General features: G+C 41.9%; 14 protein-coding genes, 1 tRNA gene and 2 rRNA genes. 7 read left to right on the top strand and 10 right to left on the bottom strand.

Annotation, left to right across the window (positions count from 1 at the left end):
- Positions 1-88, top strand: a 23S ribosomal RNA gene (locus tag NBH15_RS17265); the annotation flags it as partial.
- A 101-nt stretch (positions 89-189) separates the two neighbouring features.
- Positions 190-300: ribosomal RNA gene (gene rrf, locus NBH15_RS17260) — 5S ribosomal RNA — on the top strand.
- 98 nt (positions 301-398) lie between these two features.
- Here rrf and cobC read toward each other — a convergent pair.
- From cobC to cbiB, 6 genes are read right to left on the bottom strand one after another with little or no spacing between them, the layout of a single operon-like run.
- The gene (cobC, locus tag NBH15_RS17255; protein ID WP_250823165.1) at positions 399-932 is read right to left on the bottom strand and encodes an alpha-ribazole phosphatase; all 534 of its coding nucleotides are present in this window, start codon (positions 930-932) and stop codon (positions 399-401) included.
- 10 nt (positions 933-942) lie between these two features.
- Positions 943-1,695, bottom strand: a complete 753-nt coding sequence (locus tag NBH15_RS17250) for an adenosylcobinamide-GDP ribazoletransferase (RefSeq protein WP_007654313.1) — start codon at positions 1,693-1,695, stop codon at positions 943-945.
- A gap of 32 nt (positions 1,696-1,727) precedes the next feature.
- A complete protein-coding gene (gene cobT / locus NBH15_RS17245) occupies positions 1,728-2,765 on the bottom strand; it encodes a nicotinate-nucleotide--dimethylbenzimidazole phosphoribosyltransferase (RefSeq protein WP_128133179.1) in 1,038 nt (345 codons plus the stop codon).
- A gap of 15 nt (positions 2,766-2,780) precedes the next feature.
- Positions 2,781-3,299 (bottom strand): bifunctional adenosylcobinamide kinase/adenosylcobinamide-phosphate guanylyltransferase, encoded by a 519-nt coding sequence (locus NBH15_RS17240; RefSeq protein ID WP_128133180.1) that lies wholly within the window; start codon positions 3,297-3,299, stop codon positions 2,781-2,783.
- 4 nt (positions 3,300-3,303) lie between these two features.
- Positions 3,304-3,897 (bottom strand): S4 domain-containing protein, encoded by a 594-nt coding sequence (locus tag NBH15_RS17235; RefSeq protein ID WP_250823164.1) that lies wholly within the window; start codon positions 3,895-3,897, stop codon positions 3,304-3,306.
- A gap of 16 nt (positions 3,898-3,913) precedes the next feature.
- Positions 3,914-4,864, bottom strand: a complete 951-nt coding sequence (gene cbiB, locus NBH15_RS17230; RefSeq protein WP_250823163.1) for an adenosylcobinamide-phosphate synthase CbiB — start codon at positions 4,862-4,864, stop codon at positions 3,914-3,916.
- Between the two features lie 82 nt (positions 4,865-4,946).
- Here cbiB and NBH15_RS17225 point away from each other — a divergent pair, with 82 nt between their 5' ends.
- Positions 4,947-5,969, top strand: a complete 1,023-nt coding sequence (locus NBH15_RS17225; RefSeq protein WP_250823162.1) for an HU domain-containing protein — start codon at positions 4,947-4,949, stop codon at positions 5,967-5,969.
- Between the two features lie 43 nt (positions 5,970-6,012).
- On the opposite strand, the gene NBH15_RS17220 is transcribed toward NBH15_RS17225, so the two are convergent.
- Together NBH15_RS17220 and NBH15_RS17215 are read right to left on the bottom strand one after the other, a co-directional pair.
- Positions 6,013-6,204, bottom strand: coding sequence for a type II toxin-antitoxin system antitoxin (locus tag NBH15_RS17220; RefSeq protein ID WP_128133217.1), 192 nt, complete (start codon positions 6,202-6,204; stop codon positions 6,013-6,015).
- A 28-nt stretch (positions 6,205-6,232) separates the two neighbouring features.
- Positions 6,233-7,105, bottom strand: a complete 873-nt coding sequence (locus tag NBH15_RS17215) for an SPFH domain-containing protein (protein WP_128133183.1) — start codon at positions 7,103-7,105, stop codon at positions 6,233-6,235.
- A 134-nt stretch (positions 7,106-7,239) separates the two neighbouring features.
- On the opposite strand from NBH15_RS17215, the gene NBH15_RS17210 reads away from it, so the two are divergent.
- The 3 genes from NBH15_RS17210 to NBH15_RS17200 all read left to right on the top strand — a co-directional run bounded on the left by NBH15_RS17210 (position 7,240) and on the right by NBH15_RS17200 (position 13,799).
- Complete coding sequence (locus tag NBH15_RS17210) at positions 7,240-9,243, top strand: tetratricopeptide repeat protein (RefSeq protein ID WP_250823161.1); 2,004 nt, start codon at positions 7,240-7,242, stop codon at positions 9,241-9,243.
- A 112-nt stretch (positions 9,244-9,355) separates the two neighbouring features.
- Positions 9,356-12,517 carry a TonB-dependent receptor gene (locus tag NBH15_RS17205; RefSeq protein WP_250823160.1) on the top strand — a complete coding sequence of 1,054 codons (3,162 nt, stop codon included), beginning with the start codon at positions 9,356-9,358 and terminating at the stop codon, positions 12,515-12,517.
- Between the two features lie 82 nt (positions 12,518-12,599).
- Entirely contained in the window at positions 12,600-13,799 is a 1,200-nt protein-coding gene (locus tag NBH15_RS17200; protein ID WP_250823159.1) for an alkaline phosphatase family protein, read from the top strand.
- Between the two features lie 59 nt (positions 13,800-13,858).
- Here NBH15_RS17200 and NBH15_RS17195 read toward each other — a convergent pair whose 3' ends face one another.
- Positions 13,859-14,074, bottom strand: a complete 216-nt coding sequence (locus NBH15_RS17195; RefSeq protein ID WP_128133186.1) for a winged helix-turn-helix domain-containing protein — start codon at positions 14,072-14,074, stop codon at positions 13,859-13,861.
- A 381-nt stretch (positions 14,075-14,455) separates the two neighbouring features.
- Here NBH15_RS17195 and rbp point away from each other — a divergent pair, with 381 nt between their 5' ends.
- Positions 14,456-14,836, top strand: a complete 381-nt coding sequence (gene rbp / locus NBH15_RS17190; protein ID WP_128133187.1) for an RNA-binding regulator — start codon at positions 14,456-14,458, stop codon at positions 14,834-14,836.
- 218 nt (positions 14,837-15,054) lie between these two features.
- On the opposite strand, the gene NBH15_RS17185 is transcribed toward rbp, so the two are convergent.
- Positions 15,055-15,127, bottom strand: a tRNA-Glu gene (locus NBH15_RS17185).
- Positions 15,128-15,250: the final 123 nt, after the last annotated feature.

Raw genomic sequence — 15,250 nt, 5'->3', positions numbered from 1 at the left:
GTTGTAGACTACGACGTAGATAGGCTACAGGTGTAAGGGCAGTAATGTCGAAGCCGAGTAGTACTAATAGCCCGAGACTTTCTATTTCCGAGAGGAAGGATTGATATATCAGCAGTGTTAGTATTTATACTAACAAAGCGAAGGTTACTGAAAAGTAGCGTTGTCCAAAGTCAAACATCTTAAAGGTATTAAGGTGGTTATAGCGTTGGGGATCCACCTCTTCCCATTCCGAACAGAGAAGTTAAGCCCAACCACGTCGATGGTACTGCGTAAAAGTGGGAGAGTAGATAGCCGCCGTTTTAGATAGAAGGAGTTCATTCGAAAGAGTGGACTCCTTTTTGTTTTATGTATATGACGGTTCAAATAGAAATAATAAATATCAAATAAGATAATAAAACTCAGTCGAAACTCAGCTTTATTATTTCTCCGTAGGATGGCACGTTTTTAAAGGCTTCTTCTATTCCATATTCTCCGGCATAAACACGCGCACAAGTTAAAACACCTCCATGGGCAAATATACAGACATCTTGCATTTCGCTTTTTCTGATCTCATCAAGAAATGAACTGACGCGGTCGTATTGGTCTTTTAACGATTCTCCGTTTGGTGTCCTGATATTGATCCAGTCTGCAAACCAGGCTTCGGAACGTGGGTCGGAGGATAAGTCTTCCCAGGATTTCATTTCCCATTCCCCAAAATTCAATTCTTTTACGCGATCTTCCCGAATGGCATCCGGATAACCACAATAGGAGGCTAACCGTACACAGCGGGTTAACGGACTACACCAGACTTTGTCAAAAGTAAGTCCGGATAATGATTCTTTTACTTTTTCGGCTTCTTCCTCAAAAGATGGGCGTAGTAGTACGTCGGTTTGTCCGTAGGCATAACCTGCGGGAACGTCGACAGACGTATGTCTGATTAAATAGATATTCATATGTAAATAACTAAAGTGTTGTTGTATATATAACAGCTATACCCAGATAAAAGCTTAATTCGCATAGTAGAAATGTAGCTCCGCAGCAGTCACCGGTATATCCTTGTATTTTCTTTTTCATAAAAGTAGTCAATAGGTACCAGGTAGCAACGGGTAGGAGACCTGCCAGAAAATATACGGGTTCAGGCAACCAGCATAGAGGCAGTAACAGACAAATAAGACTGAACAGGTATTCTCCGGTTGTCATCCGGCTATAAACAGTTTTACTTTTTGCTTCTTCCTCTTTTCGGGCATATGGGAGGCGATTGATGATCATACCTGCAATACCTTTGCTATAAGGATCACCTGCAAGGATGGCACAACCTGCCAGTTCGACCGGGAGATTGCTGAGCAACAAATAATACAGGCCAAAATAACAGATCAAACCAATTACTCCATAACTTCCTATATGCGAGTCTTTCATAATAGCCAATATCCGTTCCCGGTTTGTGCCTCCTCCGAATCCGTCAAAAAAATCAGCCAGGCCGTCTTCGTGGAGACAGCCTGTGATTAATAAACGGGTGATCATAGCCAGGGCTAAAGCAACTCCGGAAGGCAGAACGAGTGAGCCTGCATATAGTACAATCACCATCAGCCCGGCAGTAAACCAACCGACTAAAGCCCATCGGCTCACTATATTTTTGAAATATTCGGCAGGTACTTCAGCCAGTTTCCAAAAAGGCAGACGTGTAAAGAATATGAATGCAGCCAGTATACGCAACATATATTTAAATGTTAGGAATGGATACTATCCGGTTAAAAATATTTTGTCACAGCCGCCTGTTGGAAAGTATGCATCTCGTTGATCATGCGTACGGCCGAGTCAACGATCGGATAAGCACACACGGAACCGGAACCTTCTCCCAAACGCAGTCCCAGGTTTAGAATCGGGTTTACCTGTAATACATCCAGTACTTTCCGGTGTCCGGCTTCGTCTCCGCAATGACCGAATATGCAATAAGGTAACATTTCAGGATATAACCGGGAAGCTGCCAGAACACAGTTGGTCATGATAAACCCGTCGACAAGTATGATCATTTTGAGTTCTGCTGCCCGGAGCATTCCACCGACAGCCATGACCATTTCGTATCCTCCGAAATAACGGATCACATCTAATGGGCTATTATCTCCTTTATAGTTTTCAAGCGATGCTTTCAACACATTATATTTATGTTGTACGCCTATACTGTCCAACCCGCTTCCGGCACCGACACATTCTATCAATGGAATACCAGTTAGGCAAGTCATCCACATGCTGGAAGCTGCCGTGTTACCTATTCCCATTTCGCCAAAGCTGATGACGTTGCATCCTTCCTTATAGCAATCACTCACAATTTCAGCACCGTATTGTAGTGCCAATTCCATTTCTTCCTGTGTCATTGCTGCTTCATGGAGGAAATTACGGGTTCCTTTCCTGATTTTCCGGTCGATTAGTTGTGGAATGGAAGGAAAGTCGAAATCTACGCCACCATCAACAATCTTCAGTTCGATGCCATGCTGGCGGGCAAGAAAACAAACACCAGCTCCGCCGTTCAGGAAATTGTGAATTACCTGGCGGGTTACTTCTTTGGGTGATTTACTTACTCCTTCATCTGCAATACCGTGGTCGGAGGCATAAATGACATTGACCGGATGATGTAGGGAAGGGGTAAGCGTCTGCTGGATCAAACCGATCTGAAGAGCTAATTCTTCTAATCTACCTAATGAACCTTTAGGTTTTGTCAGATTGTTTATTTTTTCCTGTAATGTTTCTGCGATAGCAGCATCTGGTTTTTCAATATTAAAAGTAATCATTGTATTGTTATTTTGTTATCCTTTTATTTTCATGGGTATTCCGCTTACCATCAGTACGACTTCGTCGGCTCGGGAGGCTATATGCTGGTTCAGCCACCCTTGCAGGTCTGTGAATTTGCGTTGAACCGGATCTGGCGAGACTCCGCCTAGCCCAATCTCATTGGTCACGAATATAAGATAAGCCTCCTGTTGGGTCAGCCGGTTGAATTCTTCTTTCAGTTCTGTCAATGATTTTTCGACATTACTGTCATTGTCGAAAAAGAAGTTTGTGCCCCATAACGTGACACAATCTATAACGACTACCCGGCCATTCAGATTATGATGGCTCAGGTATTTTTCTTCTTCTATATTTGTCCATTCCGGACCACGGTCTGCTTGGTGACGGAGAACCCGTTGACGGAATTCTTCATCCCATACACGCGAAGTCGCCAGGTAAACCGGGTTAGTGCTCAATGATAGGGCTAACTTTTGTGCATATCCGCTTTTGCCGGAACGTTGACCTCCTGTAATAAGTACGATATGTTTGTGCTGCATCGTATTATTCTCCTTTAGGCTTGTTGCGGGTAGCAACTCGTTTCCCTTTGTTTATCGGATTGTTTTTACTTGTTTTTCGCAAGCTGGCAGATTTGGGAGAAGCGGCAAGGCGTTGCGCAACGGCTGCTTTTCCCAAAGATTTACCGAACTTCGGACGCATGGCATCTTTGAGCGCTTTTTCTTCTGGCGTCAATTTTTCTTTTGGTTTTTCTCCGTTTTTAGCAGCTTTTCTGGCGGCAGCATATTTGTTGTATTTGACATATTTGCCAGGTCTCAGCTTACTGCCGGAACCGGAAGGTTTCTTTTTTTCAACAGGCGCACTGTCTTCCACCTTCTTTTCTTTTTTCTCCACTTTGGCAACAGGATCGCCGAAGATCAGATTTTGAGTTTTACCGGAACCGGTGCGTGCATGCTCCTGAGCCTGGCTGAAATTAACTTTAATATCATCAAGCATGACGATATCAGCTTTGCTAACTTTCTGACCGACTTCCGGCTGTTTTCCGTTGACGGTAACCCGCCCCATTTCGATGAACTTGTCTGCTTCCCGGCGCGAGCAAAGTCCTGCGTCACTGAGCAATTTGTTTAGTCTTATTTCCATGTCTGTATAATTTTCTTTATTGTAATAATATTGATAGAAGACAAACAAGCAATCCCATGGCTAGTTCTGTATTGCTGTTTATTTTAGTTGCTATTAACATATCTTCTGTTGTAAAAGGCCTGCCGTTGACTCCGATATAAGGCTTTTCTACCGCTTGACCGAAGTAATCGTGTGTACCTCCGAAACGACAATCGAGGATGGCTGCCAATGCTGCTTCCGGATAACCTGAATTGGGACTGAGATGTGCCCTGCCGAAACGTGTCAGAAAATCTCTTTTGTGCCAGTTTCCAGAAACCAGTAACATCAGGCAAGCTGTCAGCCGGGCAGGTATGTAGTTGGCAACATCGTCCAACCGGGCGGCAGCTTCTCCGAACTCCTTGTATCGTTCGTTCTTATAGCCGATCATCGAGTCGAGTGTATTAATCATCTTATAAGCCATCATTCCGGGCAATCCTAAAAGGCCAAACCAGAACATCGGGGCGATCACTCCGTCACTCAGGTTTTCTGCCAAAGTTTCAAGGGCGGCGGCCCTGATTTCCTGCGGGGATAGATTGGAGGTGTCACGTCCGACGATGCGTCCGACTTGTGTCCGTCCTTCTTCCACACTGCGGTCTACTGCTTCAAAAACGGCTTTTACTTCCGTAATCAATGTTTTTCCGGCAAGGCAATAGAATACACCTACTCCGACAAGAATTACGTATAAATAAGTATTTATAAATGCTCCCCAGAAAAGGATTAACCGGGTTATAAAGTAAATGCCTGCTACAAGGATTAGTGTCAACAGACCTCCTTTATAGAAACGGTTCTCACCCTGATTCAATTTTTTCTCTCCGAAAGAAATGAGTTTGCCGAACCAGACGATGGGGTGAGGCCAGCCTTCCGGATCACCTAACAGGCGGTCTGCCAGCCATCCACCCAAAAAGGGGATTACCTTGAATGAATATATCGATTGAGTTAACCAGTACATATTATTTGTTTGAGAGACAAAGGTAGAAAATTGTACCGTTTTTTGTTTTGTAAATTCACTAATAAATATCTACCTTTGTCTTATGCTTAGGATAATAACACATATAGAACGATTATTACTGGTACATGACTGTGTGATTGTACCGAAATTTGGAGGTTTTGTACTGCAAACAGTTTCTGCCGTATGCAACGGAGAGGAACATCTGTTCAGTCCGCAGCGCAAAGAAATCGTTTTTAATATCACACTACAACATAACGACGGGTTACTTTCAGAGTCATACATGCAAATGTATGGTGTTAATTACCGGAAGGCGCAATTGATGCTGGAGGAAGATGTCGACGATATGAAAGCTGCTTTGCAGGAAGAAAAGAGATTATCCTTTGGTCTGTTAGGTTCTTTCAGTCTGGGACAGGAAGGCCAGATGATTTTCCATCCGGGAGAATCGGATGCATTCAGTGTCTGTTCATATGGATTGGCGGCTTTTAATTTTCCTCAGCTTAAACCTGTTTTGGCAGAGCATGAAGAGGTCGCTTTGCTTACCGGAAAGAAGAAAAAAGATACATTATATATACCGGTCAGCCGGAAGTTTCTCCGCGTAGTAGCTGCTTCGGCTGCTGCTGTCGCTTTATTCCTGTTGGTTTCAACTCCGGTGGAAGATGTGAACCAGGCTGCTTATACTGCCAGTTTTGTTCCGACGGAAATGGTTGCCAGAAATGCGCCAGAAATGAAAACGGAAGAAGTGAGCACATCTGTAGAAACTGTGGCTCCTGAAACTAAGGCACCGGAGGTGAAAAACGATGCGGTAGTTATTGCACCAGTCCTGAAAGTGAAAAAGCAGGCGGTCGCTCCCAAACCGGCGGTCAGCAAGCCGAATCAGAAAATGTATCATATCGTGATAGCCAGTTTCCCTACGGAAGAACAAGCTGATAAATATATTGCCGGGGTGGATCGTAAAGATTGCAAGCATGTGAGTAAAGTCGTTCGTGATGGTAAGTATCGTATCTATGCCGATAGATTTGATAATCGTGAGCAGGCTGAAAGCTATATGGCAACTTTGCGTACGAATGAGAAATATAAAGATGCCTGGTTGTTTATCAGCCGATAATTAGTCCCCTTCTCGTATTGATTTTATTTTATATGAATTCCTTTTATTCCTTTTCCTGTTTGGATTGCTTTTTCTTTTTTAACCGCCCTGCCTTTCGTAGTGCCTGATCCAGAATGTACTGTATCTGGCCATTGGTGCTGCGGAATTCATCCGCAGCCCAGGTTTCGATAGCATCCATCATCTCCGCATCGATCCGCAGAACAAAATTTTTGGTTGCATTCTCTTTTTTGGCCATCACTTATATTAATATTAAAAATTTAGAATCATTGATATAATGTACCTGTGTTGATAACAGGCTGTGCGGACTCATCGGCACAAAGAACAACCAACAGGTTGCTGACCATTGCCGCTTTTCTTTCTTCATCGAGCTCGACAATACTATCTTTTTCCAGCTTCTCCAACGCCAGATGAACCATGCTGACTGCTCCTTCAACGATACGTTCGCGAGCGGCAATAATTGCATCGGCTTGCTGGCGGCGCAGCATTACACCTGCGATTTCAGAGGCATAAGCCAGATAGTTGATACGTGCTTCAACAATCTCTATTCCTGCTATCGACAACCGGCTGTTCAACTCTTCTTCGAGCCGGGAAGTCACTTCGCCTTCATTGTCGGAACGTAATGTGACTTTGTCGGTCGTTTCGTTTGTGTCATAGGCATACATTCCGGCCACCTGGCGTAAAGCAGCATCGCTTTGAATCTGCACGAATGATTGAACATTCCCGGAAATATCGAAAGTCGCTTTATAGGTGTCTTTTACTCTCCACACTACAACGGCGCCGATCATTACCGGATTACCTACTTTGTCGTTTACCTTGATCGGTTCAAGGTTCAGATTGAAAATACGCAAGGTTACTTTCGTTTTTAGGAAGAGGGGATTCACCCAAAAGAAGCCGTTTTCAACGACAGTACCGACATATTTTCCGAAAAATGTCATGACCCGTGAATTGTTCGGTTGGATAATCATCAGACCGGAGCACATGAAAGCGGCACATAATATACCGATCACTCCCAACGCTGTACTCCATGTTTGTCCATGTGTGAAGAAGTAAATAGACATTCCAGCTATAATCAGGATTAATAATATCGCTAAAAAACCGGAAATCATGCCGTTAAATATCTTTTCTTGTGCTTTCATAATAATTTGTATTTGATATTAATTTGATATCACAAATTAAAGCAATTGTTTGTACATGACCAAATAAAATATACTCTTTTTATAAGGGGATATTTAAAATATTATTTAGCTTTGTCTACTCAAAATTTACACGATTGGAATTTCAACTAGACACGGACAACAAGGAATTTCAGGATGCCTTGCAACTGATTACCCATACCCGCCAGTCTGTTTTCCTGACAGGGAAAGCGGGGACGGGCAAATCCACTTTTCTCAAATATATTTGTTCGCATACCAAAAAGAAGCATGTCGTATTGGCTCCGACTGGTATTGCGGCTATTAATGCTGAAGGGGTGACTTTACATTCTTTCTTCAAACTGCCGTTCCGTCCGATGTTACCGGATGATCCCGATCTGAGCCTGAAAGACGGGCGGATCTTTGAATTTTTCAAATACCGGAAAGAGCACCGGAAAATAATATCGGAGGTCGAACTGATCATTATCGACGAGATTTCGATGGTACGGGCGGATATTATCGACTGTGTAGATCGTATTTTACGTGTTTTTTCGGAAAATATGCGTTTGCCGTTTGGAGGGAAACAGTTATTGTTTGTCGGAGACGTGTTTCAGTTGGAGCCGGTTGTGCCGTCTGACCAGAAAGAGATACTCAGCCTTTTCTATGCCAGTCCGTTCTTCTTTTCAGCCAGGGTTTTCAAGTCAATCAACCTGGTGCCTATTGAGTTGCAGAAAGTTTATCGGCAGACCGATCCGGTCTTTATTAATATATTGGACCGGATACGGAGCAATGCGGCGAGAAGACAGGAACTGGAAATTTTGAATGCCCGTTATTTCCCTGAGTTTGCGCCGAATAACGAAGATATGTATATTACACTTGCTACCCGGCGCGATCAAGTAGACTTCATCAATGAAAAGAAGTTGTCGGAATTGCCCGGTGAAGAATTTATATCCGCGGGGCGTGTAGATGGTGATTTTCCGGAATCATCTTTACCAACACAATTGAATCTGGCAATCAAAGAACAGGCGCAGGTGATTTTTATTGATAATGATTATGAACGCCGGTGGGTGAACGGAACTATCGGTATGATTTCGGGCATCGATGAGAACGGGAATGTATATGTCCTGTTGGAAAACGGAATCGAACATCTGGTGGAACCTACTTCGTGGCGTAATTATAAATATAAGTATAACGAAAAGGAAAAAAGGATAGAGGAGGAGATTGTCGGTACTTTTGAACAATTGCCGATCCGTCTTGCCTGGGCGATTACCGTGCATAAAAGCCAGGGACTTACGTTTAACCGGGTTGTCGTGGATTTGACCGGAGGGGTCTTTGCCGGCGGCCAGACATACGTGGCACTAAGCCGTTGCACATCCCTCGAAGGACTGGTTCTGAAGAGTAAAGTGACTCCTCACGATATTTTTGTACGTAAAGAAATTGTTCAGTTCAGCCAGATTTTCAATAGTAAGGAGCTGATTGAAAAGAGCCTTCGGGAAAGTGAAGCGGAACTTTTATATGCTCGTGCTGCCCATGATTTTAACCGTGGAAATATGAAGGATGCCGTGGAGTCTTTTGCTCTTGCAATAGGGAAACGGAACGAAATGGATAAACCGTTGGTGCAGCGCCTGCTTCGTTCTAAACTTCAGCGTATAAATACGCAACGCCAGGAAATCAAAAAACTAAAAGAAGAACTTTACGCGCAACGTGAAATCCTGAAAGAATATGCCCATGAATATTATTTGATGGGAAATGAATGTGTAACCAAAGCCAATGATCCGAATGCAGCTCTCCGCTCATTCGATAAAGCGTTGAAACTGTATCCTGAATATGTGGATGCCTGGGTGCGCAAAGGTGTCACGCTGCTGGATATTGGCGAAACATACGATGCCCAAGTGGCATTGAATGAAGCCGTCAAACTGAGCCCCCTTTCATTTAAGGCCCGTTATAATCGTGGAAAATGTTATCTACGCATGAAATATTATGAGGAGGCGGTCGCTGATCTCCAAAAAGCCGTTTCCATTAAGCCCAAACACGCATCAGCACACGAGTATCTGGCTGAAGTTTATCGTTTTGTCGGTGAAGAGGAACTCGCTCAGCAACATCAGGATATAGCCGATAGTTTGCGGGAAAATCGAAATATTTAAGAAAGTCCATAAAAATCAAGTGGATTCGTAATGTGTTGGTAACATAGATTATATATCTTTGTGGCGTTGTATAAAAAGTGTTTCGATTGTTTTAATTTTAATATTATCTAGTATGAAGAACTTATCTGTGTTTGTTCTTTTTCTTTTTTGTCTGACATTCACGTTGAATGGCCAGGTTACCACTTCCGGGATCAGTGGAAAAGTGACGGCGGAAGGCGAACTTCTGATCGGCGCTACAGTACAGGCTGTTCATGAGCCTTCTGGTACTACTTATGGAACTGTTACTAATGCGGATGGACGTTACAGTCTACAGGGGATGCGTATCGGCGGTCCTTATACAGTTGAAGTATCTTATGTCGGATTTCAGAAAGCAGTATATAAAAATATTACGCTTCAATTAGGTGAAACTTATCTGTTGGATGTAAAGTTGACAGAATCATTATCATTGGATGAAGTGGTTGTCACTGCATCGAAAGCAGCCTTGTTTAATTCTCAGAAGACCGGGGCGGCACAAAACTTCAATCAGGAACAGATTCTTTCTACTCCGACTGTGAATCGTAGTATCTTTGATATTACTAAAATGAACCCTATGGGAATTAATACGAGCAGCGGAATGTCGTTTGTCGGTTCGAGTAATAAATATAATTCTTTTCAGATTGATGGAACGGCAAATAATGATGTATTTGGGTTGTCAGCCAGCGGAACAAATGGTGATCAAGCAGGGGCAAATCCGATCTCTTTGGATGCTATTGAAGAAATTCAGGTGGTAATAGCTCCATTTGATGTGCGTCAAAGTGGATTTACAGGTGGTGGAATTAATGCTATCACGAAATCAGGAACAAATACATTTCATGGATCTGTTTATGGATATTATAATAATGAGAAATTTTATGGAAAAACACCTGGTGATGCAAAGGAACGTACACGCTTGGATGATCAATCATCAGAGACATACGGAGTTACTTTAGGTGGGCCGATTATTAAAAATAAACTATTCTTTTTCACCAACTTTGAAAGAGTAAAAGATGTTTTTCCTACAACAAATAACATTGGAACAGAAGGTTCCAAATTAGATAAAAACGAAGTAGACCTGATTATTAATAAAATATCTCAATTGACAGGCGGTTACGATGGAGGAGGTTATGGCCCTCTGGATGTAGATACTTATTCGAATAAATTTTTGGCTCGTATCGACTGGAATGCAAATGATAAAAATAAATTTACGCTCCGCTATAGTCTACTTGACGCACGCAGTATGAATTTTTCAAATAAACAGGCGGCAGCTCGTTTGAATGACAATGGGTATTATATGAAAAACTCCACTCACTCTATTGTCGCTGAATTGAATACACAGATAAGTTCTTTGTTGGCGAATGAGTTACGTGTGGGATGGACCCGTGTACGTGATAACCGTGATCCGTTGGGACAAGCTATGCCTTATGTCAAGATAGAACAACTGTCTGAAAATACTTCCTTGGAATTTGGTACGGAAAGATTTTCTATGGCAAACTCATTAAATCAGGATATTTTTACATTAACGGATAATCTGACAAGAATGGTAGGAAACCACTCTATCACAGTGGGAACCTACAATGAGTTTTTTAATATGAGTAATCTTTATCTGGCTAACAATTATGGTTCTTATACTTATAGCTCATTAGATGATTTTCTGTCAGTAGGAACAGCCAATGAAGTTGCTCCTAAATATTATGATTATTCTGTAGCGCGTACGGAAATAACCGGAACAAACCGTTGGGCCCCTGAATTTGGTGCGGCACAATTAGGTTTTTATGCACAGGATGAGTGGAATGTAACAAATTTGTTTCGATTGACTTATGGACTTCGGATGGATATTCCTCTGTTTTTTGATAAACCATTAGCCAATGAAACATTTAATAATTCAAATATAGCAAAGCAGTACAATGTTGCTACAAACCAGTTGCCTTCTACAAAGGTATTGTGGTCGCCTCGTGTCGGTTTCCGTTGGAATCCGAATGAAGAACGCAGGACTTTAATACGTGGTGGAGTCGGTATTTTCACCGGACGCATTCCTTTTGTTTGGATATCGAACAGCTTTACGAATACGGGAATTGAAGTGAGCCGTACTTCTTTAAACTTTAGAAATATGCCGAATGTCGGTCCGGATGATTTCCATTTCAGTATTGATCCTTCCAAACAGTATGAATCACCGGCTACGTCGGAAGTGAATGTGGTGGATAAAGATTTTAAATATCCGTCTGTTTTCCGTGCGAATTTGGCATTAGAGCATACTTTGCCTTATGATATTCGTGTGAGTTTGGAAGGCTTGTATTCAAAAACGTTGAATAATATCTTATATGAAAATATCAATTACCAACACGACGGTAATTTAAATAATGGAGGAGACAATCGTCCTACCTATAAAAAAGCAGACGACAATTTTACGCAAATTATGTATCTCACAAATACAAATAAAGGATATACATATAATGTAACGGCCAAGGTTGAGAAGTCTTTTGATTTCGGTTTGAATGCGATGGTTGCATATACTTATGGACAGGCAAAATCTTTGACGGATGGAAATTCGTCACAGGCTTATTCCGGTTGGAAATATAATGCGGTTTATGGAGGTGACGTCGCACCGGAATTGAGTTGGTCTATGTTTGATGTGCGTAACCGTATAGTTGCTTCTGTTTCTTATACTAAAGAATATGCGAAACATTTTGCAACGACTGTAAGTCTGTTTTATAATGGTCAGACAGGCGGACGTTATTCTTTGCTTTACTCAAATGATATCAATGGCGATGGTTATGGAAATGACTTATTATATATACCAACGGACGCTGAACGTGAGAAAATGGTTTTTACTGATATTATATCAAACGGGAAAGTTACTTCTACCGCAGCAGATCAAAAGGATGCTTTTATTAAGTGGATTGACGGGAATAAAGATATCAGAGAAACAAAAGGGGACCATATCAAACGAAATCAATTGGTAATGCCGTTTGAACATCACTTTGATTTTCATATTGCGCAGAATTTCTTTATGAATGTGGCAGGAAGAAGACATACGCTTCAGGTTAATTTTGATATATTGAATGTCGGAAACCTTTTTAATAAAAAATGGGGGGTGTATCACCAGACTTCTACCGGGTATGATCTGACGCCTGTAACAGCTTCTACTGGTAAAGATGGTCAGTTTACCTATCAGTTCCGTGATCCGGGTGATATGTATACGAATACGGCAATCACGTCACGCTGGCAGGCTCAGATTGGTTTACGTTATATTTTCTAGCCGTGTATTTAACGATTTGAATAAAATAATCGGGAGAGGTTCACTATCTTTGTGGACCTCTTTCTTTTTGAGGTGATTGTATATGAAAAGATATGTAAGTTTATTTATAGGATGTATCGTTCTGGCCGGTATACTTTTTTCCGGCTGTTCTTCATCGAAGCGCCATGACCGTTATGTGGTCGTTCTTTCCATGGATGGATTCCGTTCCGATTATCCCGATCGTGCTTATACCCCGACATTGGATTCTTTGGCGAAAGTCGGGATTCGTGCCGCTTTTCGTCCTTCTTTTCCCAGCGTAACATTTCCGAACCATTACAGTATGGCAACCGGTTTGCACCCGGATCATCACGGCTTGGTTAATAATTTCTTTTATGCCCCCGACTTGGACAGTGTTTACCGTATGGCGGACCCCACTCCGGGTTTTTATGGAGGGGAACCGATCTGGAATACGGCAGAGAAACAGGGAGTACATGCGGCCTCTTTCTTTTGGGTGGGCAGTGAATATCCGATCCAGGGTCGGCAGCCTTCCATCTGGAAACCTTTTGATAAAAAGGTCCCTTATTCGGACCGCGCCGATTCTGTTGTAGCCTGGTTGCAGCTACCGGAGGATATACGTCCTCATTTGGTTATGTGGTATATCGAAGAGCCGGATGCGATCGGTCATATCTGTACGCCTGACTCTTCGGTAACTTTAGAGAAAGTAGAGGAGCTGGATCGTGTATTGAACCATTTCTTTAATGAGGCTCGCAAACTGGATATTTTCGATAAAATAGATTTTATAGTTCTGTCCGATCACGGAATGGCTACTTATACGCCTGAGAAATATGTCAATCTGAATGACTATTTGCCACGTGACAGTTTCGATTATATTTTTGACGGTGTCCCGACTTTGCTTTATCCGAAGAATGGTTATACCGAGACCGCTTACAATATCCTGAAAAAGGTTCCGAATGTGACGGTTTGGAGGAAAGAGGAAATTCCTGCTGAATACGTTTATGGGAATAATCCCCGTATAGGAGATTTAGTTGTGCTTCCCAATATCGGAACTTACCTGCATTTCCGTGATAAATCCTATCCTTATCCGGGTGCAACTCATGGTTATGATAATTTTTCACCGGAGATGGAAGCTATATTTTATGCGGCAGGCCCTTCATTTAAAGAGAATGTCGAATTGCCTGTCATGGCAAATGTAAATCTTTATCTGATTATATCCCGGTTATTGAATCTGGAACCCGCTCCGAATGACGGTGATAGTGTGGTTGTAAATACTTTATTCCGGTAAAAATAAAAAAAGCGATCTGTAAGGGTCGCTTTTTTTGATATCAAAGGGTATATTTCATTTTAATAGCTGAAATTCATCCCCGGACAAAAAGCTATCTGACTTTTGGCACTAGTGATCTGAATCATGTTTTCGCGGGCTAGCCATCCGATTGCAGACCATAAATCAGCTTCACATAAGGAGGTTGCCTTTTTCAACTCCTCCAAACTCCAACATCCACCATCCAGTAACAGATTCCTGATGGTACCTGCATTTAATCCAATTGTTCCTTTCGTCATGACAAATTCTCTTTTATGTTTATGGTATGTTGAGTTAAAACAGAAATTAAAGCAGAAATGATATATTCCGGCGTTTTTTTAGTGTGTTTTATAAAAAAGAGATCCCATCAAAAGACTTTTTTTGTAAATCAGGCGGATGGAGATTCACGAACTTAAAATAAATCATTGTTTGTTTATAAGAGTTTTTTGAGAAAAAAATGTTTGAAAAAGATTGTCATAAAGTATGGTGGTATCGAATTAAACCTTACATTTGTAGCCTATTGAGATTGATTTAAACTTGTATTTGAAGTTTTGCTCGCAACTTAGATTTGTAAAGTACATTCATTCAACTATTATTCTATTCATCCCTCAATAAACAATTAACTAAATAAGTTTTTATAAATGAATCTTTACATTTCAAATTTAAGTTATAACGTCACAGACGCTGACTTAAACGAGTTGTTTGCTGACTATGGGGAAATCCTCTCAGCTAGAGTTATCACAGACAGAGAAACAGGCCGTTCAAGAGGTTTTGGTTTTGTAGAATTGAAGGATGACGATTTAGCCAAGAAGGCTATCGAAGAATTAAACCAGGCTACTTATGATGAAAAAGTAATCAGCGTAACAGAAGCACGTCCGAGAGAAGACCGTGGTGGAAACCGTGGCGGTGGTTTCGGCGGTAATCGTGGCGGTGGTTTCGGCGGCGGTAATCGTGGTGGTGGCTACGGTGGTGGCAATCGCGGTGGCGGTGGCTACGGTAACGGCGGCGGAAGAAGATATTAATTCGCATTATAGCAAATGGAAAAGCGATCTGGTAACAGGTCGCTTTTTTGTTTCTTATGGACGCAGATTTTATATATTATGATACTGCTTTCTCATATATTATGATATTAGAGTCGCATAATATGTGAGAAAGCAGTATCATAATATATGAGAAATTTGCAAACTGTATGTTGATCTCCATAAAAAAAGCCTGCCGAAATCATTTCAGCAGGCTTTCGTAGTGCGTCCGGGGATCGAACCCGAGTTTCCGCCGTGAGAGGGCGGCGTCCTAGGCCACTAGACGAATGCACCGTTTCGTGTCATAGTTTTCATTGTTTGACGGGACAAAAATAGTTATTATTTCGTTTCGGTGTTCTCCGGAACGGAAAAAAATGTAAAGAATTTTGTTTCTTCCTGTCATTATGATACTATAAT

Source organism: Parabacteroides caeci (genome assembly GCF_023656795.1).
In the GTDB taxonomy this organism is placed as follows: Bacteria; Bacteroidota; Bacteroidia; order Bacteroidales; family Tannerellaceae; genus Parabacteroides; species Parabacteroides segnis.
This window is presented reverse-complemented; position numbering and strand designations above follow the sequence as displayed.

Bases quoted from the DNA above. Each gene is read 5' to 3' on its own strand.
- cobC (WP_250823165.1), bottom strand. From the start codon at position 932: ATGAATATCTATTTAATCAGACATACGTCTGTCGACGTTCCCGCAGGT.
- NBH15_RS17250 (WP_007654313.1), bottom strand. From the start codon at position 1,695: ATGTTGCGTATACTGGCTGCATTCATATTCTTTACACGTCTGCCTTTT.
- cobT (WP_128133179.1), bottom strand. From the start codon at position 2,765: ATGATTACTTTTAATATTGAAAAACCAGATGCTGCTATCGCAGAAACA.
- NBH15_RS17240 (WP_128133180.1), bottom strand. From the start codon at position 3,299: ATGCAGCACAAACATATCGTACTTATTACAGGAGGTCAACGTTCCGGC.
- NBH15_RS17235 (WP_250823164.1), bottom strand. From the start codon at position 3,897: ATGGAAATAAGACTAAACAAATTGCTCAGTGACGCAGGACTTTGCTCG.
- cbiB (WP_250823163.1), bottom strand. From the start codon at position 4,864: ATGTACTGGTTAACTCAATCGATATATTCATTCAAGGTAATCCCCTTT.
- NBH15_RS17225 (WP_250823162.1), top strand. From the start codon at position 4,947: ATGCTTAGGATAATAACACATATAGAACGATTATTACTGGTACATGAC.
- NBH15_RS17220 (WP_128133217.1), bottom strand. From the start codon at position 6,204: ATGGCCAAAAAAGAGAATGCAACCAAAAATTTTGTTCTGCGGATCGAT.
- NBH15_RS17215 (WP_128133183.1), bottom strand. From the start codon at position 7,105: ATGAAAGCACAAGAAAAGATATTTAACGGCATGATTTCCGGTTTTTTA.
- NBH15_RS17205 (WP_250823160.1), top strand. From the start codon at position 9,356: ATGAAGAACTTATCTGTGTTTGTTCTTTTTCTTTTTTGTCTGACATTC.
- NBH15_RS17200 (WP_250823159.1), top strand. From the start codon at position 12,600: ATGAAAAGATATGTAAGTTTATTTATAGGATGTATCGTTCTGGCCGGT.
- NBH15_RS17195 (WP_128133186.1), bottom strand. From the start codon at position 14,074: ATGACGAAAGGAACAATTGGATTAAATGCAGGTACCATCAGGAATCTG.
- rbp (WP_128133187.1), top strand. From the start codon at position 14,456: ATGAATCTTTACATTTCAAATTTAAGTTATAACGTCACAGACGCTGAC.